The following is a 25,588-nucleotide window of genomic DNA, read 5'->3' as shown; positions in this document are numbered from 1 at the left end:
TCTTTCGTCTTAATTTGAAAAACTAGGATTTTCACATGAAAGTAACAGTTTTTGGTATTGGTTATGTGGGTCTGGTACAGGCCGCCGTGCTGGCTGAAGTTGGCCACGACGTTATGTGCATTGACGTCGATGAGCGAAAAGTCGAAAACCTGAAAAAAGGAAATATCCCGATTTTTGAACCGGGTCTGACGCCGCTGGTGCAGCAAAACTACGAAGCAGGCCGTCTGCATTTCACTACCGATGCCAAGGCAGGTGTGGCGCACGGGAATATCCAGTTCATCGCCGTCGGTACGCCGCCGGATGAAGACGGTTCCGCTGATCTGAAATATGTCACTGCGGTTGCGCGCACCATCGCCGAGCACATGACCGATCGTAAAGTGGTGATCGACAAGTCTACCGTGCCGGTCGGCACGGCGGACAAGGTGCGTCAGGTGATGGCTGAAACGCTGGCTAAGCGCGGCAGCAACGTGCAGTTTGACGTGGTATCCAACCCGGAATTCCTGAAGGAAGGTGCGGCAGTAGCAGACTGCATGCGCCCTGAGCGCATCGTGATCGGTACCGATAATAAAGATGTGATCGAACCTATTCGCGAGCTGTACGAGCCGTTTAACCGCAATCACGATCGCATGATCATGATGGATATCCGCAGCGCAGAGCTGACCAAATATGCCGCCAACTGCATGCTGGCGACTAAAATCAGCTTTATGAACGAAATGTCCAACCTGGCGGAAATGTTGGGCGCTGACATTGAGAAAGTGCGCCAGGGCATCGGTTCCGATTCCCGCATCGGTTATCACTTCATCTATCCTGGCTGCGGCTATGGCGGTTCTTGCTTCCCGAAAGATGTGCAGGCGCTGATCCGTACTGCGGAGCAGATCGGTTACCAACCGAAACTGCTGCAGGCGGTAGAGCAGGTCAACTACAAACAGAAAGACAAGCTGAACAGCTTTATCAACGACTACTTTGGCAGCGATCTGAAGGGGAAAACCTTTGCGCTGTGGGGCCTGGCGTTCAAGCCGAATACCGATGACATGCGTGAAGCGTCCAGCCGCGTGCTGATGGAGCAGCTCTGGGCTGCCGGCGCCACTGTTCAAGCTTACGATCCGGAAGCAATGAACGAAGTTCAGCGCATCTATGGTCAGCGTGACGATTTGAAGCTGATGGGAACCAAGGAAGCTGCGTTGCACGGCGCCGATGCTTTGGTGATCTGCACCGAATGGCAGAACTTCCGTGCACCGGACTTCGATGTGATCAAAAGTGCACTGAAGCAGCCGGTGATCTTTGATGGACGTAACCTGTACGATCCGGAGCGTTTGGAAAATCGCGGCTTTACCTACTACGCGATTGGCCGCGGTGCTTCGATTAAGCCGGTTATTTAAGGAGTGAGCATGAAATTCCTGGTTACAGGCGCCGCAGGGTTTATTGGTTATCACGTTGCAGAGCGTTTGTTGACCGCCGGTCATCAGGTTGTCGGCATTGATAACCTGAATGACTATTATGACGTGGGCCTGAAAATGGCCCGTCTAGACAGGCTGGCGGATAAGCCAGGATTCCGCTTTATCAAGCTGGATTTGGCCGATCGTGAAGGTATGGCGGCATTGTTTGCCGAGCATCAGTTTCAGCGAGTCATTCATTTGGGGGCTCAAGCCGGCGTACGTTATTCGCTGGTCAATCCGTTGGCTTATGCGGACGCTAACCTGATCGGCCATTTAAACGTTCTGGAAGGCTGCCGTCATAATAAAGTTGAGCATTTGCTTTATGCTTCTTCCAGTTCGGTATATGGCCTGAATCGCAAGCTGCCGTTTGCCACTGAAGATTCTGTCGACCACCCAGTGTCACTGTATGCGGCAACGAAAAAAGCCAATGAGCTGATGTCACACAGCTACTCCCATTTATACGGTCTCCCGACGACCGGGCTGCGGTTCTTTACCGTTTATGGTCCTTGGGGGCGTCCGGATATGGCGTTATTCAAATTTACCAAAGCCATATTGGCGGGGGAGAGCATCGACGTATATAACCACGGTGAAATGCACCGCGATTTTACTTACATCGATGATATCGCCGAAGCAATCGTGCGCTTGCAGGCGGTTATTCCGCAGGCGGACCCATCATGGACCGTTGAGCAGGGATCGCCGGCGACCAGTTCTGCACCGTATCATGTTTATAATATCGGCAATAACACCCCCGTTAAGCTGATGGAATATATCCGTGCGCTGGAGCAGGCATTGGGAGTGACGGCCCGTAAGAATATGCTGCCGATGCAACCAGGTGATGTGATGGATACCAGTGCGGATACGGAAGAGCTTTATCGTGACATTGGTTTTAAACCGGAAACCAGCGTTGAAGAGGGCGTGAAGCGCTTTGTTGACTGGTATAAGGCATTCTATCAGGTTCAATAATTGAACGTGATTTAATGCGATACAGGGGCCCCAGGGTCCCTTTTTTTTCACTGGAATCCCATACACGGAAGGAAAAGTGAATTAGGATATTTACTAAAAGGCGAGGAGAATGGCTGTGTCAGGTCTGAAAGCTTTAAAATGAAAAGGCCCCCCGCAGAGAGCCTTTCAGATACGGATTGAATCGCTATTACAGCAGGAAATCGTCCAGAGATTTACCTTGCTCTTCGATAGCTTTCTTAATCACCGCAGGAGTACGGCCTTGGCCGGTCCAGGTTTTCAGTTCGCCGTTTTCGTCTTTATATTGGTATTTAGCAGGACGTGCTGCACGTTTTGCTTTACCGGCAGCCTTGTTGGCAGCCATAGTTTGCAGCAGTTCATTTGGGTCGATACCGTCAGCAATCAGCATTTCGCGGTATTGCTGCAGTTTACGAGTGCGTTCTTCGATTTCTGCTTGAGCCTGGCTGTCTTCTTCGCGACGTTCGTTCACAACAACTTCCAGTTTCTCGAGCATTTCTTCCAGCGTTTCCAGTGTGCATTCTCTTGCCTGGGCGCGCAGAGTGCGGATGTTGTTCAAAATCTTTAATGCTTCGCTCATTGTCCTAGTCTCAAATTATATTGGTGGGGGGCGTCTCGATAATAATAGAGTGCTCTTTTCTTTTCTGCAATAGCCAAATTGACTTGAATACTCAAATTTACCTTTAAAAAAACCTTTAATCGGATCAGTCCGACTAATAATAGGAAGGCCCGTTAACTATTACCCTCACCGTGCTTAAGTCAAAATTTCAACAGACATGCTTTAAAAGGCGCGTGTCGTAAGGCTTTCATCGATAAGTTATCGCCGTAATTTATATCAATATTACAATGGGTTCTGTGGGCTTAATCACGCCATGGCGAGGCAGACATTGTAAACAATAGGGGTATATAGGTAAAGATTGCGTCAGGAAACGTCGTGGTGTCGGCAAAGGTGATTAAATGCCCTGAGTTGGCCTTCACCTATAATACACAAGGGCTCCATCGTGGCAGCAGTGCCTGTGACGAGGAAAGGGCGACTCGGCATTAATGGGCAAATGACCGGGCTTAACCATTAGCAGGAATTAATAGTGATGACAGGCATACATTATCCTGTAAATAGACGTAAAAAGAACATACCGACAGAACGATATGTTTCGCTTGAAAGCGCATTATTACGGCGAACGCAATATTCGTTCGCTTTGGGCTGAGCCGGGAGGCGGGTTATGGTACACTTACCGCCCTAATCAACATTTGAATATTTCTTATACCATCGGAGTGGCGGGGCCATGGCTCAACTTTATTTTTATTACTCTGCGATGAATGCCGGCAAGTCCACCGCGCTGCTACAGTCTTCATATAACTATCAAGAGCGTGGGATGCGCACGCTGGTGTTCACCGCGGAGATCGATCACCGCTATGGTGTAGGCAAAGTCAGCTCACGCATCGGTTTATCTTCGCAGGCCCAGCTCTATAACAACGACTCAATGCTGTACACCATGATTCAGCAAGAGCATCAACAGCAGCCGGTACATTGTGTGTTGTTGGATGAAAGTCAGTTCCTGACCAAAGCGCAGGTTGAGCAATTGTGCGATGTGGTGGATCAACTGGACATTCCCGTATTGTGTTACGGCTTGCGTACCGATTTTCTCGGTGAGCTGTTTGTCGGCAGCCAATATTTGCTGGCCTGGGCCGATAAGCTGGTGGAATTGAAAACCATCTGCCACTGCGGGCGCAAAGCCAATATGGTGTTGCGGTTGGATGAGAATGGCAAAGCGATGCACGCCGGGGAGCAGGTGGTGATTGGCGGTAACGAGAGCTATGTCTCCGTCTGTCGCAAGCATTATAAAGAGGCGATTCATTCCCTGGAGTAAGATGAGAAACGCCGCCAAAGCCCGCTGAGGGCGTTTTAGCGGCGGAACGGGAAAGACAGCGCCTCGGGCGCAATAAAAAACCCGCCGTTTGGCGGGTTTTTTTATCGGTTCATGCAACCGTTATTTCTTGGGCTTCTTTACAGCGGCTTTGGCGGCAGCCGGCGCGGCCACTTCCTCTTCTACCGCTTCGCTGAATTCGCGACCGTAGAAGGTATCCAGCATGATTTGCTTCAGCTCGGCAATCAGCGGATAGCGTGGGTTGGCGCCGGTGCACTGGTCATCGAAAGCGTCTTCCGACAGCTTGTCGACTTTCGCCAGGAAGTCCGCTTCCTGCACACCTGCCTCACGGATGGAGGCTGGGATACCCAACTCGGTTTTCAGCTCGTCCAGCCAGGCCAGCAGTTTCTCAATCTTCTGCGCGGTGCGGTCGCCCGGCGCGCTCAGGCCGAGGTGGTCGGCGATTTCAGCGTAGCGGCGACGTGCCTGAGGGCGGTCGTACTGGCTGAAGGCCGTCTGCTTGGTTGGGTTGTCGTTCGCGTTGTAGCGAATGACGTTGGAAATCAGCATCGCGTTGGCCAGGCCGTGCGGAATGTGGAACTCCGAACCCAGCTTGTGCGCCATGGAGTGACAGACCCCGAGGAAGGCGTTGGCGAAGGCGATACCGGCGATGGTGGCGGCGTTGTGCACGCGTTCACGAGCAACCGGGTTTTTCGCGCCTTCTTTATAGCTGGCCGGCAGATACTCTTTCAACAGTTTCAGCGCCTGCAGCGCTTGGCCGTCGGAGTATTCGTTCGCCAGCACCGAGACGTAGGCTTCCAGCGCGTGGGTGACCGCATCCAGGCCGCCGAAGGCGCATAGGGATTTCGGCATGTTCATCACCAGGTTGGCGTCGACAATCGCCATATCCGGGGTCAGCGCATAGTCGGCCAGCGGGTATTTCTGCCCGGTGGTGTCGTCGGTTACGACGGCAAACGGCGTGACTTCCGAACCGGTGCCTGACGTGGTGGTGATGGCGATCATTTTCGCTTTCACGCCCATTTTCGGGAACTTGTAGATACGCTTGCGGATGTCCATGAAGCGCAGCGCCAGATCCTCGAAGTGGGTTTCAGGATGTTCGTACAGCACCCACATGATTTTCGCGGCGTCCATCGGCGAACCGCCGCCCAGCGCGATGATGACGTCCGGTTTGAAGGAGTTCATCTGCTCGGCGCCTTTACGCACGATGCTCAACGTCGGGTCGGCTTCCACTTCGAAGAACACTTCGGTTTCGATGCCGTGTGACTTCAGAACCTTGGTGATCTGGTCGGCATAGCCATTGTTGAACAAGAAACGGTCGGTCACGATGAAGGCGCGTTTTGCCCCGTCGGTCGCCACTTCTTCCAGCGCGATAGGCAGCGAGCCACGGCGGAAGTAGATCGATTTCGGAAGTTTATGCCACAACATGTTTTCTGCTCGCTTCGCTACAGTTTTCTTGTTGATCAGGTGTTTAGGTCCGACGTTTTCAGAGATGGAGTTACCACCCCAGGAGCCGCAACCCAGCGTCAGCGAAGGCGCGAGTTTGAAGTTATACAGGTCGCCGATACCGCCCTGAGAAGCCGGGGTGTTGATCAGGATGCGAGCCGTTTTCATTTTATCGCCGAAGTAGGCGATGCGAGCCGTTTGGTTATCCTGGTCGGTGTACAGGCATGAGGTGTGACCGATACCGCCCATGGCGACCAATTTTTCGGCTTTGGCGACGGCGTCTTCGAAATCTTTGGCACGGTACATCGCCAGAGTAGGCGACAGTTTTTCATGTGCGAAAGGTTCGGACTCGTCGACCAGCTTCACTTCGCCGATCAGCACTTTGGTGTTGGCCGGCACTTTGATGCCCGCCATCTCGGCGATTTTCGGTGCGGATTGCCCCACGATAGCGGCGTTCAGACCGCCGTTTTTCAGGATGATGTCCTGAACAGCCTTCAGTTCTTTGCCCTGCAGCAGATAGCCGCCGTGGGAAGCGAAGCGTTCGCGCACCGCATCATAAATAGAGTCGACGACGATGACCGACTGTTCGGAAGCGCAGATAACGCCGCTGTCGAAGGTTTTGGACATCAGGATAGAGGCGACCACGCGCTTGATGTCTGCAGTTTCGTCTACCACCACCGGCGTATTACCGGCACCGACGCCGATGGCCGGTTTGCCGGAACTGTAGGCGGCCTTCACCATGCCGGGGCCACCGGTGGCCAGGATCAGGTTGATGTCCGGGTGGTGCATCAGCTGGTTGGACAGCTCGACGGTCGGTTGGTCTATCCAACCGATGATGTCTTTCGGCGCGCCGGCGGCGATAGCGGCTTGCAGCACGATATCGGCGGCTTTGTTGGTGGCATTCTTCGCACGTGGGTGCGGCGAGAAGATGATGCCGTTACGGGTTTTCAGGCTGATCAGTGCCTTGAAGATCGCGGTAGAAGTTGGGTTGGTGGTAGGAACGATACCGCAAATCAAGCCGATAGGTTCGGCGATGGTGATGGTACCGAAAGTGTCATCTTCAGACAGGATGCCACAGGTTTTTTCATCTTTATAGGCGTTGTAGATGTACTCGGAAGCGAAGTGGTTTTTGATCACTTTGTCTTCGACGATACCCATTCCGGATTCTTCCACGGCCATTTTGGCCAACGGGATACGGGCATCAGCAGCGGCGAGGGCGGCAGCGCGGAAGATTTTATCCACTTGCTCTTGAGTGAAGTTGGCATATTCGCGCTGGGCTTTTTTGACACGTGCAACTAGCTCGTTCAGTTCAGCGACATTCGTTACAGCCATAATGCTCTCCTGATAATGTTAAACTCTTTCAGTAAATAAGCCGTGCGAGCCACTAGTATAGTCATAACGGGAATAAACGGTGATTCGAATACCGGGGCTTTCCCGCGTTACTTCTTCGCATGCTGCTGATTTGCTTAAAGAGCTTTACCCTACGCCAACCGGAGGGGCAGACAATGAGGAGAACGAAAACGTCGATGTGGCCACCTACTTTGTTCTACTCCCTGACTACGACTAAGAGCTTACCCACTGTTGGGTAGTTGATTTGTGATCTAAATCATGAAAAGTGCAAGCTGACACCTTTCAGCTTGCCGGTGTTGGGAATCATTCTTAATAACTGTGAGCAATGACTCTTTTTTCAACATAAAAAATCAAAAGGCCATACATCACTTTAACAAAGGGCATTTGTTTCGTGGCATAACTTACTGACAGTCAAAAATGCTGCTTTTACCGGATGGATTACCCACGGTAATTCCATTACATTAGCGCGCATAGGCAGCACACCTTTTTATAGCGATTAATGCGGAGCCATCTGTGGGCCAATCTCTGTTGGATCTTTCCGGCTTTATCAAGTTCTTTGTCGGTCTGTTTGCGCTGGTCAACCCGGTGGGCATTTTGCCGGTGTTCATCAGCATGACCAGCTATCAGGCGGAAGCGGGGCGCAATAAAACCAACCTGACCGCCAACCTGTCGGTCGCCATCATTCTGTGGACGTCGCTGTTCCTGGGCGAAGGGATCTTGCGGATGTTCGGCATCTCTATCGATTCTTTCCGCATCGCCGGCGGCATTCTGGTGGTGACCATCGCCATGTCGATGATCAGCGGCAAGCTGGGGGAAGACAAACAGAACAAACAGGAGAAATCGGAGAGCGCGATCCGCGAAAGCATCGGCGTGGTGCCGTTAGCGCTGCCGCTGATGGCGGGGCCGGGGGCGATCAGTTCCACCATCGTATGGAGTTCTCGTTATCACAACTGGCAAAGTCTGCTCGGTTTTACGGTGGCGATCGCCTTGTTCGCCTTTTGCTGCTGGTTGCTGTTCCGCGCCGCGCCGCTGTTGGTGCGTTTGCTGGGGCAGACCGGCATCAACGTGATCACCCGTATCATGGGGCTGTTGCTGATGGCGCTTGGCATCGAGTTTATCGTTACCGGCATTAAGGCGATATTCCCCGGCCTGTTGTAATACCCCTCGTTTAGCCGCGCCTCTTTCGCGTTAGCGCGGCTAAAATTAATTTTAAAGTTTAAATTATTTATTAGTTCGCATTATTATAGTGCACAGGATGAATAAAATTTATGCGGTTGCACTCTTATGTTGCATAAATCTCATGTTGCTGTTCAAAAAAAACGCTAAGCGTTATTTCAGTCACTTTTCCTCCCCATTTCTGCCCATCTTTCCCTCGTTCAACGATAACGCTGTTGTTAAATTAGTCACATCATTCTGTGGGGCTTGTCTCACTTTCATCCAGGTGTTATTAGTGATTAACCGCACATAGGCAGGTGTTTGTTCTTTGAATGGTTAGATTGTTAACTGAATGTTTCTTTTTGCGGCGGTGAGATTGTGCTGTCGGTTTCAAACGAAATGAATTTGGTTTTTTTATCTTTAAAATCATTGTGTTGATCGAAAACCTCCCGGGTGTCAGTCTCCAGGGATGGATTGGGCTTCGCGCGATAAAAGAGAATTGCTTAACATTTTCGTAAAATTTATTGGCTATGGAATTTGGCTTCTGCTAATTTCCGAGCAACTTTCCCGTGGTCAATTAACTGAAATGCGCCACAAAAACGGGAATGATTTTTGCTGGTATCCGTTTATTTAGAATTCTTATAAACACTTCGCAAACTTCGATAAGCGATGCTTGTCGGTGAAAAGGAGCCTCGATTATGCAGCAAACCCTGAAGCGTACTTCTTTGACCTTGTTGATTAGCGGCGCGCTGGGCGTCGGCGCCGTAAATAGCAGTTTGGCGGCAGAGGTTCCGGCCGGCGTCCAATTGGCGCAGCAGCAGAATATTGTGATCAACAACGGTAGCGAAGTGGCTTCATTGGATCCGCATAAGGTCGAGGGCGTACCGGAAAGCAATATCATTCTTAACCTGCTGGAAGGGCTGGTGAGCACCGACGCCAACGGGCATGTGGTGCCGGCGGCGGCGACAAGCTGGGAAAACCAGAATTATCAGCAGTGGACCTTCCACCTGCGCCCCGGCGCGGTGTGGAGCGACGGCAGCCCGGTGACCGCGCAAGACTTTGTCTACAGCTGGCAGCGTCTGGCCGATCCGAAAATCGCCTCGCCCTATGCCAGCTACCTGCAATACACCAAAGTCGAGAATATCGACGACATCCTGACCGGTAAGAAGAGCCCGCAGACCCTCGGCGTCAAAGCGCTGGACGATCAGACGCTGCAGGTGACGTTGAGCGAACCGGTGCCGTATTTTATCAGTATGCTGAGCCACACGTCGCTCAAACCGGTGAAACGAGCGGTGGTGGAGAAATTCGGCGACAAATGGACGCTGCCAGCCAACTATGTCGGCAACGGCGCTTACCGCCTGAAAGAGTGGGTGGTGAACGAGCGCATTGTGCTGGAGCGCAGCCCAAGCTACTGGAATAACAAGCAGACGGTGATCAATCAGGCGATCTTCCTGCCGATCGCTTCCGAAGTCAGCGATGTCAACCGCTTCCGCAGTGGCGAGATCGACATCACCAACAGCGCCATTCCGCCGTACCTGTACGTCAAAATGAAGCGCGAAGTGCCAGAGCAACTGCACGTTAACCCTTATCTGTGCACCTTCTATTACGAACTCAATAACCAGCGGGCGCCGTTCACCGATCCGCGTGTGCGCGCGGCGGTCAAGATGACGCTGGATCGCGACATTATCGCCAACAAAATCATGGGCCAGGGGCAGATCCCGGCTTACACCTTCACGCCAACCTTCACGGAAGGCGCCAGCTTCGCTCAGCCGGCGTGGGCCGGCTGGAGTCAGGAACAACGCAACGCCGAAGCCAAAAAACTGCTGGCGGAAGCGGGTTACAGCGACGCCAAGCCGCTGAAGTTCTCGCTGCTGTACAACACCTCCGATCAAAACAAACAGCAGGCGATCGCCGCCGCGTCGATGTGGAAGAAGAACCTGGGCGCCGAGGTCACGCTGCGCAATCAGGAGTGGAAGACTTCGCTGGAGAGCCGCCATCAGGGGCAATACGACGTGGCGCGCGCCACCTGGTGCGGGGATTATAACGAACCCAGCGCGTTCCTGAACCTGGTGCTGTCCAACAGCAGCATTAATACCGTGTTCTACAAAAGCCCGGCGTTCGACGCCATCATGGCCGCCACGCTGAAGGCACCGGATGAGGCCGCGCGCGCCGCGCTCTATCAGCAGGCGGAGGCGCAGCTGGACAAAGACTCCGCGTTGATCCCGGTTTATTACCGCGTTAGTGCGCGTTTGATCAAGCCGACGGTGGGCGGGTTCACCGGCAAAGATCCGCTGGACTATACCGACGTTAAAAATCTTTACATTATCAAGCAGTAAAGGGGTATTCCTCACGCCGAGGCGCAGGGAATATAGGGAAGGCCGGCCGCCGCATTCGTTCCGCGGCGGCGGGAAAACAGAGTCCGCTTACGGGCAACGCAGGCTCCACGAAGAGCCTGTGATAATAAAAACTGGAGTCGATAAGTATGACCAACATCACGAAGAAAACGCTCATTGCCGCCGGCGTTATCGCCGCGCTGGGTATCACAGCTACTACCAGCGCTTTCGCCGCTGACGTCCCGGCGGGCGTGCAGCTGGCCGACAAGCAAGAAATCGTTAAAAACAACGGTTCCGAAGTGCAGTCGCTGGATCCGCACAAAATTGAGGGCGTGCCGGAAAACAACGTCACGCGCGATCTGATGGAAGGCCTGGCGAACAACAGCCTGGACGGTTCCATCGTGCCGGGCGTCGCGGAAAGCTGGGATAACAAGGATTTCAAAGTCTGGACCTTCCACCTGCGTAAAGACGCCAAGTGGTCCAACGGCAAGCCGGTGACGGCGCAAGATTTCGTCTACAGCTGGCAGCGCGTGGTGGATCCGAAAACCGCGTCGCCTTATGCCAGCTACCTGCAGTACGCCCATGTGGAAAACGTCGATGACATCATCGCCGGTAAAAAAGACAAGTCGACGCTGGGCGTGAAGGCCATCGACGACCACACCTTCCAGGTGACCCTGAGCGAACCTGTGCCTTATCTGGTTGAAATGACCCCGCACTACGCCATGAAGCCGGTTTACAAAGATGCGGTGGAGAAGTTTGGCGAGAAATGGACGCTGCCGGCCAACTACGTCAGCAACGGCGCTTATAAACTGAAAGACTGGATTGTCAACGAACGCATCGTACTGGAACGCAACCCGGAATATTGGGATAACGCCAAAACCATCATCAATAAAGTGACGTTCCTGCCTATTTCGTCGGAAGTGACCGACGTTAACCGCTACCGCACCGGTGAAATCGACATGACTTACAACAACATGCCGATCGAACTGTTCCAGAAGCTGAAGAAAGAGATCCCAAAAGAGGTGCATGTCGATCCTTATCTGTGCACCTATTACTACGAAATCAACAACCAGAAAGCCCCGTTCACCGACGCTCGCGTGCGTGAAGCGCTGAAGCTGGGCATGGACCGCGACATCATCGTCAACAAGGTGAAAAACCAGGGCGATCTGCCGGCCTACAGCTTTACGCCACCATACACCGACGGCGCCAAGCTGACCGCGCCGGAGTGGTTCGGCTGGACGCAGGAAAAACGTAACGAAGTGGCGAAGAAACTGCTGGCCGACGCCGGCTACGGCCCGGGCAAACCGCTGACCTTCTCCCTGTTGTACAACACCTCCGATCTGCACAAGAAACTGGCGATCGCCGCCGCCTCCATCTGGAAGAAAAACCTGGGCGTGGACGTGAAGCTGGTGAACCAGGAGTGGAAAACCTTCCTGGATACCCGTCATCAGGGTACCTATGACGTGGCGCGCGCCGGCTGGTGCGCCGACTACAACGAGCCGAGCTCGTTCCTGAACATGATGCTGTCCGACAGCAGCAGTAACACCCCGCACTATAAGAGCGCCGAGTTCGACAAGCTGATGGCCAACGTATTGACCGCGAAGACCAAAGACGAGCGCGCCGATCTGTATCAGAAAGCGGAAGTTCAGCTGGATAAAGATTCCGCCATTGTTCCGCTGTATTACTATGTGAACGCCCGTTTGGTGAAACCTTACGTCGGTGGCTACACCGGCAAAGACCCGCTTGATAACGTGTACGACAAAAACCTGTACATCATCAAGCATTGATACGGTAAGAGCCGGCGGCGCAGGCCGCCGGCCCATGTTGAGAATAATAAGCCGTCATCAGGCTGTCGCACAGGGTTAGGGCAATGCTTAAATTTATACTTCGTCGCTTGTTGGAAGCGATCCCGACACTATTTATCCTTATCACCATCTCATTCTTCATGATGCGCCTGGCGCCCGGCAGTCCATTTACCGGGGAGCGCGCTTTACCGCCGGAAGTTATGGCGAACATCGAAGCCAAATATCATTTAAACGATCCGATCTGGAAACAGTACGGTCATTATCTGGCGCAGCTTGCGCAGGGAGACTTCGGCCCGTCCTTTAAATACAAGGACTATTCGGTGAACGATCTGGTCGCCAGCTCTTTCCCGGTATCCGCCAAACTTGGCCTGGCCGCGTTTCTGCTGGCGGTGGTGCTGGGGGTGAGCGCCGGCGTTATCGCCGCGCTGAATCAGAATACCAAATGGGACTACACGGTGATGGGGTTCGCCATGACCGGGGTGGTAATACCCAGTTTCGTGGTGGCGCCGCTGTTGGTGCTGATCTTCGCCATCACGCTGAAATGGCTGCCGGGCGGCGGCTGGAACGGCGGCGCGCCTAAATTCATTATCCTGCCGATGGTGGCGCTGTCGCTGGCTTATATCGCCAGCATCGCCCGTATCACGCGCGGCTCGATGATTGAAGTGCTGCACTCCAACTTTATCCGCACCGCGCGCGCCAAAGGCTTGCCGATGCGTCGCATCATTTTCCGCCACGCGCTGAAGCCGGCGCTGCTGCCGGTGCTGTCCTACATGGGGCCGGCGTTCGTCGGCATCATCACCGGTTCGATGGTCATTGAAACCATCTACGGTCTGCCGGGGATTGGCCAGCTGTTCGTTAACGGCGCGCTGAACCGCGATTATTCCCTGGTGTTGAGCCTGACCATTCTGGTGGGCGCCCTGACCATTCTGTTCAACGCGATCGTCGATGTGCTGTATGCGGTCATCGATCCGAAAATCCGTTATTAATCTGGAGCACGCGAATGATGTTGACTAAAAAGAACAGCGAAGCTCTGGAACACTTCAGCGAGAAGCTGGAAGTGGAAGGGCGCAGCCTGTGGCAAGACGCACGCCGGCGCTTTATGCACAACCGTGCGGCGGTCAGCAGCCTGTTTATTCTGGCGCTGATCACGCTGTTTGTGGCGCTGGCGCCGATGCTGTCGCAATTTGCCTACGATGATACCGACTGGGCGATGATGTCCGCCGCGCCAAGCGTGGAGTCGGGGCACTATTTCGGCACCGACTCCTCCGGGCGCGATCTGCTGGTGCGCGTGGCGATCGGCGGGCGCATCTCGCTGATGGTGGGCGTGGCGGCGGCGCTGGTGGCGGTGATCGTCGGCACCCTGTACGGCGCGATGTCCGGCTATCTGGGCGGCAAGGTCGACTCGGTGATGATGCGTTTGCTGGAGATCCTCAACTCCTTCCCGTTCATGTTCTTCGTGATCCTGCTGGTGACCTTCTTCGGCCAGAACATCCTGTTGATCTTCGTGGCGATCGGCATGGTGTCGTGGCTGGATATGGCGCGTATCGTGCGCGGCCAAACCCTCGGCCTGAAGCGTAAGGAATTCATCGAAGCGGCGCTGGTGTGCGGCGTCTCCACGCGCAACATCGTGCTGCGGCACATCGTGCCGAACGTGCTCGGCGTGGTGGTGGTGTACGCGTCGCTGCTGGTGCCGAGCATGATCCTGTTCGAATCCTTCCTCAGCTTCCTGGGGCTGGGCACGCAGGAGCCGCTCAGCAGCTGGGGCGCATTGCTCAGCGACGGCGCCAACTCAATGGAAGTTTCACCGTGGTTGCTGCTGTTCCCGGCGGGTTTCCTGGTTGTCACTCTGTTCTGTTTCAACTTTATCGGCGATGGCCTGCGTGACGCCCTCGACCCGAAAGATCGTTAAGGAGTGCAATCATGAGCACCATTGAACATCCTCAACTGCAAACCGGCGCCGGCGTCAAAACGTCGCCGCTGCTGGACGTGAAAGACCTGCGTGTCACGTTCTCCACGCCGGACGGCGACGTGACGGCGGTGAACGATCTGAATTTCGATCTGCGCGCCGGCGAAACGCTGGGCATCGTCGGTGAATCCGGTTCCGGTAAATCGCAGACCGCGTTCGCTTTGATGGGCCTGCTGGCCAGCAATGGCCGCATCGGCGGCTCGGCCAAATTCAACGGTCGCGAAATCCTCAACCTGCCGGAAAATCAGCTCAACAAGCTGCGGGCCGAAGAGATCTCGATGATCTTCCAGGACCCGATGACCTCGCTCAACCCTTATATGCGCGTTGGCGAACAGCTGATGGAAGTGCTGATGCTGCATAAGAAAATGAGCAAAAGCGAAGCCTTCGAAGAGTCGGTACGCATGCTCGACGCGGTGAAAATGCCGGAAGCGCGCAAGCGCATGCGCATGTATCCGCACGAGTTTTCCGGCGGCATGCGCCAGCGCGTGATGATCGCCATGGCGCTGCTGTGCCGGCCGAAGCTGCTGATCGCCGATGAACCGACCACCGCGCTGGACGTGACCGTCCAGGCGCAGATCATGACGTTGCTCAACGAGCTTAAGCGCGAGTTCAACACCGCCATCATCATGATCACCCACGACCTGGGCGTGGTGGCCGGCATCTGCAACAAGGTGCTGGTGATGTACGCCGGCCGCACCATGGAATACGGCAGCGCGCGCGAGGTGTTCTACCAGCCGAGCCACCCGTACTCCATCGGTCTGTTGAACGCGGTGCCGCGCCTCGACGCCGAAGGCGAAGCGTTGCTGACCATTCCCGGCAATCCGCCGAACCTGCTGCGGTTGCCGAAAGGCTGCCCGTTCCAGCCGCGCTGCCCGTACGCCATGGAACAGTGCGCGAGCGCTCCGCCGTTGGAGCAATTTGGGGAAGGGCGCCTGCGCGCCTGCTTTAAACCGGTGGAGGCGTTGGTATGACAGCGGTAACCGACAAGAAAGTGCTGCTCGAAGTCGCCGATTTGAAAGTGCACTTCGACATTCATGACGATAAACAGTGGTTCTGGCAGCCGCCTAAAACCCTGAAAGCGGTTGATGGCGTCACGCTGCGGCTGTTCGAGGGTGAAACCCTGGGGGTGGTTGGCGAATCCGGCTGCGGCAAATCCACCTTCGCGCGCGCCATTATCGGCCTGGTGAAAGCCACCAGCGGGCGCGTCGCCTGGTTGGGGAAAGATTTGCTGGGCATGAGCGACGCCGATTGGCGCAAGACTCGCAGCGATATCCAGATGATCTTCCAGGATCCGCTGGCTTCGCTCAACCCGCGCATGACCATCGGCGAGATCATCGCCGAGCCGCTGCGCACCTACTACCCGAAGATGCCGCGGCAGGAAGTGAAGGACAAGGTCAAGGCGATGATGCTGAAGGTCGGCCTGCTGCCTAACCTGATCAACCGCTATCCGCACGAGTTCTCCGGCGGCCAGTGCCAGCGTATCGGCATCGCACGCGCGCTGATCCTCGAGCCGAAGCTGGTGATCTGCGACGAACCGGTCTCCGCGCTGGATGTGTCGATTCAGGCGCAGGTGGTAAACCTGTTGCAGCAGCTGCAGCGTGAGATGGGGTTGTCATTGATCTTTATCGCCCACGATTTGGCGGTGGTGAAGCACATTTCCGATCGCGTGCTGGTGATGTACCTGGGCCATGCGGTGGAGCTGGGCACCTATGACGAGGTGTACCACAACCCGCAGCACCCTTACACCAAAGCGCTGATGTCGGCGGTGCCGATCCCGGATCCGGACAAGGAGAAGGAAAAGCAGATCCAACTGTTGGAAGGGGAGCTGCCTTCGCCGATCAACCCGCCGTCCGGCTGCGTGTTCCGCACCCGTTGCCCGATAGCCGGGCCGGAATGCGCCAAGACGCGTCCGCTGCTGGAGGGCAGCTTCCGCCATGCGGTGTCCTGCCTGAAGGTCGATCCGCTGTAATGCGCCGTTAGTCGGCAACAAAAAGCCCCGCTGAATGAGCGGGGCTTTTTTTTATCTGATGCGCTAGCGGCGAATTACTCTTTCCACAGAATGTGGCACAGCTTGTGGTCTTTCTCGCGGCAGATCAGCACGCGGGCGAACACGTCGTTGATCGGCTCGCCGTCGCTGTCCGCCAGACCGATCACCACTTCGGCGAAGAAGTCTGGGTTCAGATCGTAGTCCACGTGCTCACTCCAGTCTTCGGAAGGGTCGTACAGTTCGGCGCCGCCGCGTTCTTCAAACTGCAGGTTGAACAGCAGAATATCCGCCGGATCCAGATTGTCGCCGGCCAACTCGAGGAAGATATCGTAGGCCTGTTCCAGCGTTTCGTCTTCGGTAAGGCGGTTATTCAAATCCATAAAAAAATCCTGATAACAAATGATTTGGCGCTATTAAAGCACGCTCGCCGTGGCTTTTACAGCAGCGGGCTGAAAAAGTAGAACAGGCGCTCGACCAGGCGATGCCAGAACGGCCGCTTCAGCCACTCTTTTGCGTTCAGCAGCTTGGAGCGGGCGATGTAATCTTCCTGCACGCAGGCCAAATCGCTGCCGAAGCCGTCATCGTCAATCACCAGCGTGATTTCGAAATTCAGCCACAGGCTGCGCATGTCCAGATTGACGGTACCGACCAGGCTGAGCTGGCCGTCTACCAGCACGCTCTTGGTATGCAGCAGGCCACCTTCGAACTGATAGATTTTCACCCCGGCTTCCAGCAGCTCGGAGAAGAACGCCCGGCTGGCCCAGCGCACCATCATCGAATCGTTGTCGCGCGGCACGATGATACTGACTTCGACGCCGCGCAGGGCGGCGGTGCAGATGGCGTGCAGCAGATCGTCGCTCGGCACGAAATACGGCGTGGTCATAATCAGCTGCTCGCGCGCGGAATAGACCGCGGTCAGCAGCGCCTGGTGGATCATCTCCTCGGGGAAGCCGGGGCCGGAGGCAATCACCTGAATGGTATGGCCGCTCTCTTGTTCGAACGGCATGATGTTGACGTCCGGCGGCGGTGGCAGAATGCGCTTGCCGGTTTCAATCTCCCAGTCGCAGGCATAGACGATGCCCATGGTGGTGGCCACCGGCCCTTCCATACGCGCCATCAGATCGATCCACTGGCCTACGCCCGCATCCTGTTTGAAGTAGCGCGGATCGACCATGTTCATGCTGCCGGTATAGGCGATGTAGTTGTCGATCAGCACCACCTTGCGGTGCTGGCGCAGGTCCATGCGGCGCAGAAACACGCGCAGCAGGTTGACCTTCAGCGCTTCGACCACTTCGATGCCGGCGTTGCGCATCATCGCCGGGTAGGGGCTGCGGAAAAATTGCAGACTGCCGGCGGAATCCAGCATCAGGCGGCAGTGTACGCCGCGCCGCGCGGCGGCCATCAGCGATTCGGCTACCTGATCGACCAGGCCGCCGGGTTGCCAGATATAGAACACCATTTCGATGTTGTGGCGCGCCAGTTCGATATCGCGGATCAGCGCTTTCAGCGTGTCATCGGTGGTGGTGAGCAGCTGCAGCTGGTTGCCCTTGACGCCGTCGATGCCCTGGCGGCGGTTGCACAGCTGGAACAGCGGTTCGGCGACCTCGCTGTACTCGGTGGCGAAGATGCGGCGGCTCTCTTTCAGCTCCTTCAGCCAGCGGGCGGTCGACGGCCACATGGCCTTGGCGCGTTCGGCCCGGCGCTTGCCCAGATGTAATTCGCCGAACGATAAATAGGCCACGATGCCGAATAGCGGCAGAATATAGATAACCAGCAGCCAGGCCATGGCAGAGGGAACCGCACGGCGTTTCATCAAAATGCGCATCGTCACGCCGGCGATCAGCAGCCAGTAGCCGAACACCATGAGCCAACTGATTACGGTATAAAATGTTGTCATAAAGGCGAAAAATCCCGTTCGCAAACCACCAATGATGAGTGTACGCACAGATCGGTCAAGGCGAAACCTTTTATCGGCGCTTATGTTACATAAATATGATGAAGTTAAGGCACTTGCTGAAAATGAAAGGGCGGCTTTTGCCCGCGAGGCGTCCGTTGTGGCACCGATAACTGCGACTTGGATCACGGGCGGAAAGGGCTATAATGCCCGCGGTTGGCATTAGACGAACGAGTGACGGAATTATGAGACGCAGTAGAAATGAAGTGGGCCGCTGGCGCATGTTGCGGCAGAGCCAACGCCGCCGGCATCGCTGGCTGGAACGCCAATCGTGCAGCAATCGCCATATTATCCGGGTGCGGCGGCGCTTGGACGATCAGCATCGGCGCGCGCTGCTGTTTGCGGTATCCTGCGAGTGGTAAAACGAAAACAGTCCCGTGAGGGACTGTTTTGTTATTGAGTCTGGGTTATTTGCCCAGATAGGCGTTGAGCATCCAGACCTGTTTTTCCTGCTCTTTGATGTAATCACTCATCAGTGACGCCGTGCCTTCGTCACCGGCGTCTGCCGCCACTGACAGCAGCTCACGCTGCTGTTGCAGCAAGATTGAATACCCTTCCAACAGCCCGCGCAACGTGCCTTTATCATCGGTCACGTTGGTGTGCTCCTTGATGTCGGCGGTTTTCAGATAGTCGCTGAAAGCGTGGCGCGGCTGTGAACCCAGCGTCAGAATACGTTCCGCCAGCTCATCCACCTTGGTCAGCAGATCGTTATATGTCTCTTCGAATTTTGCGTGCAGTTCAAAGAACTGCGGGCCGGTGATGTTCCAGTGATAGCCGCGCACGTTCATATACAGCACCTGATAGTTCGCCAATAGCGCGTTCAGCGCTTCGGCGAGTTTTGCCGATTGTTTACTGTCGAGGCCGATATGGGTTTTCGCTGCTTTCTTTGCCGTTGCCATAATAATCTTCTCCTGATTATTTGTTCCGATAGTAGACAGAATCAATTTCCATAGCTGTTACAGTAACCGGATTTATCGCAGGGTTAAACACGATAACAGGCATTATTGTTATCGCTCAAACCGATGACGATAAATCCGTCGAGCAAGTTGCCGAATCAGTTTACGCAGGATCCAACGGCGAAAAAAGCCGCTTTTATCGGTTACTTGCGCAGCGCAAGTCTTACCGCACCGGCGCCCAGCGCCATCAATAGTGCTGCGGCGATCAGCACCGTAATAAAGGCGCGATCAAAGGCCAAACGCGCCAGCTGCGTCAGCTGCTGCGCGCGATCGGCCGCCATCCCGGCCGCCAGTCGCAGAGCTTCGTCGATGCTGTCGTAAGCCAAATCGCTGACCGGCAGCTCCGCCGGCAGCGCCAGGCTGTGGCTGTAGACTGCGGTCATCAATCCGCCGAGCAGCGTCACGCCCAGTACGCCACCCAGTTCGTAGGAGACGTCTTCAATAGACGCTGCCATGCCGGACTTTTCCTCCGGCGCGTTCAGCATGATGGCGGTAGAAGCGGCGGTGATTACGCCGCCGAGGCCAAAGCCCACGAGCGCCAGGCTCGCCAATTGCAGCGCCATGCCGCTCTGGTACCACGCGGCAAGACCGGCAATGCCGAGGGTAGTCAGGACAAAACCGCCGAGGATGATGCTGCGTTCGCCGTAGCGCGGCAACAGCAGGCCGGCTACGGGCCCCGCCAGCGCTGAGGCCAGCGGGATCGGCAAAATAAACAGCGCCGCCTGCAGCGGGCTGAGGCCGAGCACCAGCTGCAGGCGTTGGCTGAGCACCAGCTCGACGCCGATCAGCGCCACCATTGACAGCAGGGCGACGCCGATGCCGCCTGCGAACAGCCGGTTGCGGAACAGAGAGAAATCGATCATCGGGTGGGCGCTGCGCTGCTGGCGACGCACGAACAACACCAGGAACAACACGCCGATCAGCGCTGCCACAAGCAAGGTGCTCACATCAGGGGCCGGTTTGCTCAGCTCCTTCAGCGCATAGATAGTGCCGACCAGACCTATCATGATCTGCACCGAGCCGACGATGTCCGAAGGGCGCGGATTGTCGCCACCACAGCGCGGTATCAGTTTCCACGCCAGCGGCCAGACCAGCAGCACGACCGGCACATTGATCAGGAACACCGAACCCCACCAGAAATACTCCAGCAGCAGGCCGCCGACCACTGGGCCGATAGCTGCGCCGCCGGAAGCCACCGAGGCCCAGATGCCGATTGCCAGCGCACGTTCGCGTTCGTCGGTAAAGACGTGGCGCACAATGGACAGCGTGGCGGGCATCATCATTGCCGCACCAACGGCGAGGAACACGCGAGCGGCGATCAGCCATTCGGCGGTAGGCGAGAAAGCGGCGCACAGCGACGCGACGGCAAACGCCGGCAGACCGGCGAGAAACAGCCGTTTATGGCCGATGCGGTCGCTCAGCATGCCGGCGCCGGGCAACAGGCCGGCCACCACCAGCGGGTAGGCGTTGACGATCCAGAGTTTTTGCGAGGCGCTGGCGTCCAGCGCCTGGGTTAACCGCGGCAGGGCGGTATATAACACCGTCATATCGATGACGATCAGGAACAGGGCGCTGGCGACCATCGTCAGGATCAACCAGCGGTTCTTGGCGTACATAATTCATATCCAGTTAAAGTGGGCGGCGCGGAGGCGCCGCCATTGCGGTAACCCTCCGGCGATGCCGGGTGGTATACTGGTGATAATATATATCCATACGTTCGTATTGAAAAGAAGGGTTTCTTAATGGGACGTCAACGCAGCATCGATCGCGACAAGGTTTTGGACACCGCCGAGGAGATCGTCGCCACCCAGGGCGCCGCCGGTTTGACCATCGACGCCGTCGCCAAAGCGATGGGGATCTCCAAGGGCGGGGTGCAGTATTGCTTCGGCAGCAAAGACGCCCTTATCGATGCCATGTTCGATCGCTGGGGTAGCGCCTATGAGACGCTGTTTACGGCGATCGCCGGCGACGCTCCTTCGCCGCAGACCGCCGTGCGGGCGCATATGCTGGCCACCCACAGTTCGGATCAGACCTCCAGCGCCAAGGCCGCCGGGCTGATGGCGACGCTGATTCAAACGCCGGAACATCTGGCGAGCACGCGCGAATGGTACCGCAGCCGTATCGCCGGTTTGGATTTGTCGACCGAAGAAGGCAAACGCGCGCGCCTGGCGTTTCTCGCCACCGAAGGCGCCTTTATGCTGCGTTACTTTGGTTTGATGGATATCGACCAGGCGGAATGGGAAACGATGTTCACCGATATGCAGGCGTTGATTTTAACGGGCAGCGCCTATCGCACTGATAGCTAGTAAAGCGTGCGGCGAAAGGCGTATGTTTATCGCACAAGATATTCCCTCGAAGAACTTTTTAGCCAGCTACTCCGTGCTGGCTTTTTTTTGTCTGCAACAAGCTTCGGACTAAAGGCCCCCTGAGTGCATGGGCACCGGTCATTACTTGCGTGCGTCCAACAGTTGCTGGGCATTTTCTGCAGTGTCGACGGTCCACGGAAACAACGCTGAGGCGATCATTTTATCGGTCATTTCCAACGTCATCTGCTCCAGCCTTCCTACCTCAACCGCCTGGCAAGCGTTGAATCTGGCGAACCGCCGTATTGCCGGTCCCGAGATAAAACCGGGCAAGGTGGTGGTGCGGGGAAAACTCGTCGTGTAACGGCATTTCTCTGCCTTTGTATGGGGGATAAAAGTAGCAGAAGGAGGCGTTACATCCAATAGACCAGTATGTTCGGTGGGCAATAGAACAACACTCCCGATATTGATGCATGGTTCATTCGTTCATAGAGTTACATGGCTGTATATAAATACAGTAACCCTGTGAGGATAATATGATGAATACTTGCCCTGATATCGCTACGTTACGAAACACTCTTCCTGGCGCAGTCGGTGAATTGATCGCCGTGACCGCATACTACGGCGATTGGAATGCCAGCAATCGTCAGCCCGTCGGCGGCGGTATCTTCGTCGCCAAAGCACAATCGACACCGATGGATGATGGCGGGATGTTCATCCGTCCCAACGCCGCTTGGTTGTGGGTGCGCGTCCTGGACGTTGCCGGTACGGTGTCGCCTTATATGTTCGGTGCGAAAGGTGACGGTATTTCAGAGGACGCCGCTGCCATTCAAGCCGCTCACGATTATGCCAGCTCGCAGGCGGTATCCAGCGGTTCACGCGTATTGAAAAACGGGAATCTGCAGTTCGGGAGCGGGCAGTTTAAATGTACGGAAACGCTGAAGCTGGATTTGAAAACCGTCGATTACGATTTCTCCGGCGCCTTGCTGGATTTTAGCGCCATGACACAGGGCAACGCCACCGAACGTAAAATCGCGATTCAATGGCAAAACAACGCCGGTTATACCCAGGGCAATCTCAGCGTGAAAAATTTGCGTATGATTGGCCCTGGCGCCAATTCATTTGTCGATGGCATGACGTTTTCTACTTCGCTCTCGGCTAACTATGGTCGCAATTCGCTGACCTTTATCGGCGGTGGGATCGAAGGTTTTGCGTATGGCATAACCGGCACTACCGATTTTTACTTCCTGCGCATGTATGGCTTTAGTTTCAATCACTGTGACATTTGCTATTACTTCCCCGACAATACTTCCAATTCCGGTGAAGAGATGAATTTCCACAGCTGCATTTTCGCTCAGAGCAATTGCGGTGTGAAATTACAGGGGGGCTACAGCTATTTTTTAAACTGTTCCTTTGATTACATTTACGGTAAGAACGGGCCGCAAACCTCCTCCAGCCATGTCGGAAAGTATATGCATATCGAGGGTGGACAACATATTTTCCGCGATTGTCACGTTGAAGGCTATGGCCCACAAAATTACATCCTGAACATTCCGGATGCTAAACTTTGCAAAGTCAACATTATCGGCGGTCTTTTTACCTTCAAAGCCGGCGGTAGCCCGACGGCCTATCCGACAACCTCTAACCCATTCTATGTGGGTAATTTGGCGCGAGTGGTATTTGATAAGGTCAATATCGGTCAGATGCAACAAGGTGGTGACGCCAACGTCAGTGGTTGGATTGATGGCACGGGTTCTGTCTCTCTACGTAATACGCAATTGCCTATCTCTTGGCCTTATCTGTTAACTCAGGTGCGAACCGATACAACCGTACAGGACAATTGGCTGGATGGCACGACGTATAGCAACGGTAGCGACAAATGGGCTGAGGAAGTTTGGGTTCTGCCGCCGGGAGGTGTTAATACGGTACGCAAATCTCGCTACGGGTGGGGTACGACTAACAGCACCAATTTCAGCCTTATTCGCCAGGCCGATTTTGTTTCATTGGGGCGCAACGCGGCCGCTGGTAATGGTGTGTTCCAGGCGGTGCTGGGAACCGTCAGCCTGAAAGGTTACGGCAGCGTTATTCACCATGTTCGCGCCAACACTTACGCGGGTGATGGGCAACGCTGCCAAGTCAAAATTCTATGGGCGAAGCTGCGCGAATATGGTCCACAACAAGACGTTGAACCCCAAATTCTCAAGCAGGAAACCGGTCACGTTTACACTTATCAATTTAGCGGCAATGAATCTGATTTGAAAAACGTTATCATCCCAGGCCAAATGCAGGGTTATCCTACGCAGCCGCCCGCCTTCGAGCGAGCGCCGGACTGGGCTACGCACGCTTTCTTGCTTATTGACGTCACTGAAATGAAAAGTAACTTTGATCTGCGCATTACGGATGTTTACCTGCGACAGGTCTGACGCGAGTACCCTGCATTAATCGAGCATGACATGCCGCACATTTCGTTACTGCATGGAATGTGCGGCCTTGACGTCCTGTGCTTGATGCGGGTGTCGCCGGCTAACGTAATGAAGCCTTTTGTGCCTTACTGAATTAAGGACAGATCTTCAGTTCGCACTTAACCCAACCCGCGTTGCCACATCGCGTGTCAAAATGGCGTTCGTTTCTTCGTCCTACAACTCCGAACGCCGGATGTAGTTCACCGTGGTTTGTACAGTTTGACCGGCTAGGATGTAAAACTGGTGCCGAATAGCAGCCGTTTGACGGCGACAGTGTCTTCGTTCGGTGCGCGGTGACCTGCACGCTGCGTTAGGGCGAGATCATGCCTTGACCGGGAACGGCGTGCCGCTCCCGGGATTGAAACCTGCCGCGTGTCAGAACACCTGCTTGAACGGCTTCACCGTCACGTCGGCATAGACCCCGGCGGCGATATAAGGGTCCTGCTGCGCCCAGGCCTGGGCTTCCGCCAGCGACTCGAATTCGGCGATCACCGTCGAACCGGTAAAGCCGGCGGTGCCGGGTTCGTTGCTGTCGATGGCCGGGTTAGGGCCGGCGACCACCAGGCGGCCGGCGTCGCGCAGCGCCTGCAGGCGCGCCAGGTGTGCCGGGCGCACCGCCAGACGGTTTTCCAGTGAGTTGGGGGCGTCTTGCGCGTAGATCAGATAAAGCATGTTTCACCTTTAAAATCATGGCTATAAAACGGTGCTACCAAAGTAGCGCAAAAGGTGCGACAGGGGAACGGTGCGCGGTGAATTTCCTGGCGGATTGGCGCTTATGCCTTGAAGCCGCTACTTTTTATTCGTATAGTGCGGCGCGCTTAAACAGACATGCCATTGAGGTGAGGATATGACGGAACTGGTAAGGGAAAAACTCGATTTGCCGGCGGGCAAAAGTAAACTACTGCTGCATTCTTGCTGCGCGCCCTGTTCCGGTGAGGTGATGGAGGCGATCCAGGCTTCCGGGATCGAGTACGCCATTTTCTTCTATAACCCCAACATTCACCCGCAAAAAGAGTATCTGCTGCGCAAGGAAGAGAACATCCGTTTCGCTGAGAAGCACGGTGTGCCGATTATCGATGCCGATTACGACACCGACAACTGGTTCGCCCGCGCCAAGGGGATGGAAAATGAGCCGGAGCGCGGCATTCGCTGCACCATGTGTTTTGACATGCGTTTTGAGCGTACGGCGCTGTATGCGCATGAGCACGGTTACGACACCATCTCCAGTTCATTGGGCATCTCGCGTTGGAAGAACATGCAGCAGATCACCGACTGCGGCATCCGGGCGGCGGAAAAATATCCTGACCTGGTGTACTGGGATTACAACTGGCGCAAGAAGGGCGGTTCGTCGCGCATGATAGAGATCAGCAAGCGCGAACGCTTCTATCAGCAGGAATACTGCGGCTGCGTCTATTCGTTGCGCGATACCAACCTGCACCGCAAGGCGCAAGGGCGGCCGCTGATTAAGCTGGGCGTGCTTTACTATGGCGATGAGGAATAACGCTTAATCACCGCAATCAACCCGCTACGGCGGGTTTTTTACTTTTGGCGCCCGGCCAAACGTTAATGAAGCG

At 55.3% G+C, this 25,588-nt stretch carries 22 protein-coding genes; 15 read left to right on the top strand and 7 right to left on the bottom strand.

The window, feature by feature from the left end; all coding sequences use genetic code 11:
• The first annotated feature begins 35 nt into the window (after positions 1 to 35).
• Positions 36 to 1,379: a UDP-glucose/GDP-mannose dehydrogenase family protein gene (locus EGY12_RS20045; protein WP_049198237.1), complete on the top strand. Its 1,344-nt coding sequence runs from the start codon at positions 36 to 38 to the stop codon at positions 1,377 to 1,379.
• Between the two features lie 9 nt (positions 1,380 to 1,388).
• On the top strand, positions 1,389 to 2,399 hold the full coding sequence (locus EGY12_RS20040; protein WP_049198236.1) for an NAD-dependent epimerase: 1,011 nt from the start codon (positions 1,389 to 1,391) through the stop codon (positions 2,397 to 2,399).
• Positions 2,400 to 2,586: 187 nt separating this feature from the next.
• On the opposite strand, the gene hns is transcribed toward EGY12_RS20040, so the two are convergent.
• Positions 2,587 to 2,994, bottom strand: coding sequence for a histone-like nucleoid-structuring protein H-NS (gene hns / locus EGY12_RS20035; protein ID WP_004932170.1), 408 nt, complete (start codon positions 2,992 to 2,994; stop codon positions 2,587 to 2,589).
• Positions 2,995 to 3,697: 703 nt separating this feature from the next.
• Between hns and EGY12_RS20030 the strand changes: the two genes are divergently transcribed.
• Entirely contained in the window at positions 3,698 to 4,282 is a 585-nt protein-coding gene (locus tag EGY12_RS20030) for a thymidine kinase (RefSeq protein WP_049198235.1), read from the top strand.
• Between the two features lie 120 nt (positions 4,283 to 4,402).
• Here EGY12_RS20030 and adhE read toward each other — a convergent pair whose 3' ends face one another.
• Complete coding sequence (adhE, locus tag EGY12_RS20025) at positions 4,403 to 7,075, bottom strand: bifunctional acetaldehyde-CoA/alcohol dehydrogenase (protein WP_049198234.1); 2,673 nt, start codon at positions 7,073 to 7,075, stop codon at positions 4,403 to 4,405.
• A gap of 531 nt (positions 7,076 to 7,606) precedes the next feature.
• Between adhE and EGY12_RS20020 the strand changes: the two genes are divergently transcribed.
• The 7 genes from EGY12_RS20020 (at position 7,607) to oppF (ending at position 16,321) form a co-directional block, all read left to right on the top strand.
• Positions 7,607 to 8,251: a YchE family NAAT transporter gene (locus EGY12_RS20020; protein WP_015378089.1), complete on the top strand. Its 645-nt coding sequence runs from the start codon at positions 7,607 to 7,609 to the stop codon at positions 8,249 to 8,251.
• Positions 8,252 to 8,946: 695 nt separating this feature from the next.
• Positions 8,947 to 10,584 carry an ABC transporter substrate-binding protein gene (locus tag EGY12_RS20015; protein ID WP_123895130.1) on the top strand — a complete coding sequence of 546 codons (1,638 nt, stop codon included), beginning with the start codon at positions 8,947 to 8,949 and terminating at the stop codon, positions 10,582 to 10,584.
• 146 nt (positions 10,585 to 10,730) lie between these two features.
• Positions 10,731 to 12,368 (top strand): oligopeptide ABC transporter substrate-binding protein OppA, encoded by a 1,638-nt coding sequence (oppA, locus tag EGY12_RS20010; RefSeq protein WP_123895129.1) that lies wholly within the window; start codon positions 10,731 to 10,733, stop codon positions 12,366 to 12,368.
• A gap of 83 nt (positions 12,369 to 12,451) precedes the next feature.
• Positions 12,452 to 13,372, top strand: a complete 921-nt coding sequence (gene oppB, locus EGY12_RS20005; RefSeq protein ID WP_004932150.1) for an oligopeptide ABC transporter permease OppB — start codon at positions 12,452 to 12,454, stop codon at positions 13,370 to 13,372.
• 14 nt (positions 13,373 to 13,386) lie between these two features.
• On the top strand, positions 13,387 to 14,295 hold the full coding sequence (oppC, locus tag EGY12_RS20000) for an oligopeptide ABC transporter permease OppC (protein WP_123895128.1): 909 nt from the start codon (positions 13,387 to 13,389) through the stop codon (positions 14,293 to 14,295).
• Positions 14,296 to 14,306: 11 nt separating this feature from the next.
• Positions 14,307 to 15,323 carry an ABC transporter ATP-binding protein gene (locus EGY12_RS19995; protein ID WP_033634782.1) on the top strand — a complete coding sequence of 339 codons (1,017 nt, stop codon included), beginning with the start codon at positions 14,307 to 14,309 and terminating at the stop codon, positions 15,321 to 15,323.
• Positions 15,320 to 16,321, top strand: coding sequence for a murein tripeptide/oligopeptide ABC transporter ATP binding protein OppF (gene oppF, locus EGY12_RS19990; RefSeq protein WP_019452737.1), 1,002 nt, complete (start codon positions 15,320 to 15,322; stop codon positions 16,319 to 16,321). The genes EGY12_RS19995 and oppF overlap by 4 nt, the downstream gene beginning before the upstream one ends.
• Before the next feature lie 74 nt (positions 16,322 to 16,395).
• Here oppF and EGY12_RS19985 read toward each other — a convergent pair whose 3' ends face one another.
• Together EGY12_RS19985 and cls are read right to left on the bottom strand one after the other, a co-directional pair.
• Entirely contained in the window at positions 16,396 to 16,719 is a 324-nt protein-coding gene (locus EGY12_RS19985) for an HI1450 family dsDNA-mimic protein (protein WP_004932139.1), read from the bottom strand.
• Positions 16,720 to 16,775: 56 nt separating this feature from the next.
• Positions 16,776 to 18,236 (bottom strand): cardiolipin synthase, encoded by a 1,461-nt coding sequence (gene cls, locus EGY12_RS19980; protein ID WP_025159793.1) that lies wholly within the window; start codon positions 18,234 to 18,236, stop codon positions 16,776 to 16,778.
• A gap of 242 nt (positions 18,237 to 18,478) precedes the next feature.
• Here cls and EGY12_RS19975 point away from each other — a divergent pair, with 242 nt between their 5' ends.
• Positions 18,479 to 18,655, top strand: a complete 177-nt coding sequence (locus tag EGY12_RS19975) for a YciY family protein (protein WP_025159792.1) — start codon at positions 18,479 to 18,481, stop codon at positions 18,653 to 18,655.
• 45 nt (positions 18,656 to 18,700) lie between these two features.
• Here EGY12_RS19975 and EGY12_RS19970 read toward each other — a convergent pair whose 3' ends face one another.
• Together EGY12_RS19970 and smfY are read right to left on the bottom strand one after the other, a co-directional pair.
• On the bottom strand, positions 18,701 to 19,192 hold the full coding sequence (locus EGY12_RS19970) for a Dps family protein (protein WP_123895127.1): 492 nt from the start codon (positions 19,190 to 19,192) through the stop codon (positions 18,701 to 18,703).
• A gap of 200 nt (positions 19,193 to 19,392) precedes the next feature.
• On the bottom strand, positions 19,393 to 20,865 hold the full coding sequence (smfY, locus tag EGY12_RS19965; RefSeq protein WP_123895126.1) for a multidrug efflux MFS transporter SmfY: 1,473 nt from the start codon (positions 20,863 to 20,865) through the stop codon (positions 19,393 to 19,395).
• A gap of 126 nt (positions 20,866 to 20,991) precedes the next feature.
• On the opposite strand from smfY, the gene EGY12_RS19960 reads away from it, so the two are divergent.
• From EGY12_RS19960 to EGY12_RS19950, 3 genes are all read left to right on the top strand, one after another.
• The gene (locus tag EGY12_RS19960; protein WP_123895125.1) at positions 20,992 to 21,555 is read left to right on the top strand and encodes a TetR/AcrR family transcriptional regulator; all 564 of its coding nucleotides are present in this window, start codon (positions 20,992 to 20,994) and stop codon (positions 21,553 to 21,555) included.
• Between the two features lie 127 nt (positions 21,556 to 21,682).
• Positions 21,683 to 21,916, top strand: a complete 234-nt coding sequence (locus tag EGY12_RS19955; RefSeq protein ID WP_123895124.1) for a hypothetical protein — start codon at positions 21,683 to 21,685, stop codon at positions 21,914 to 21,916.
• 172 nt (positions 21,917 to 22,088) lie between these two features.
• Positions 22,089 to 23,975 (top strand): hypothetical protein, encoded by a 1,887-nt coding sequence (locus tag EGY12_RS19950; protein ID WP_123895123.1) that lies wholly within the window; start codon positions 22,089 to 22,091, stop codon positions 23,973 to 23,975.
• Between the two features lie 414 nt (positions 23,976 to 24,389).
• Here EGY12_RS19950 and EGY12_RS19945 read toward each other — a convergent pair whose 3' ends face one another.
• Positions 24,390 to 24,686, bottom strand: coding sequence for a YciI family protein (locus tag EGY12_RS19945; protein ID WP_123895122.1), 297 nt, complete (start codon positions 24,684 to 24,686; stop codon positions 24,390 to 24,392).
• Between the two features lie 175 nt (positions 24,687 to 24,861).
• Here EGY12_RS19945 and EGY12_RS19940 point away from each other — a divergent pair, with 175 nt between their 5' ends.
• On the top strand, positions 24,862 to 25,515 hold the full coding sequence (locus EGY12_RS19940) for an epoxyqueuosine reductase QueH (protein WP_033634769.1): 654 nt from the start codon (positions 24,862 to 24,864) through the stop codon (positions 25,513 to 25,515).
• Positions 25,516 to 25,588: the final 73 nt, after the last annotated feature.

Source organism: Serratia sp. FDAARGOS_506, assembly GCF_003812745.1.
In the GTDB taxonomy this organism is placed as follows: Bacteria; Pseudomonadota; Gammaproteobacteria; order Enterobacterales; family Enterobacteriaceae; genus Serratia.
Note: the sequence above shows the minus strand (reverse complement) of the source record. Positions and strands in the feature narration are given on the sequence as shown.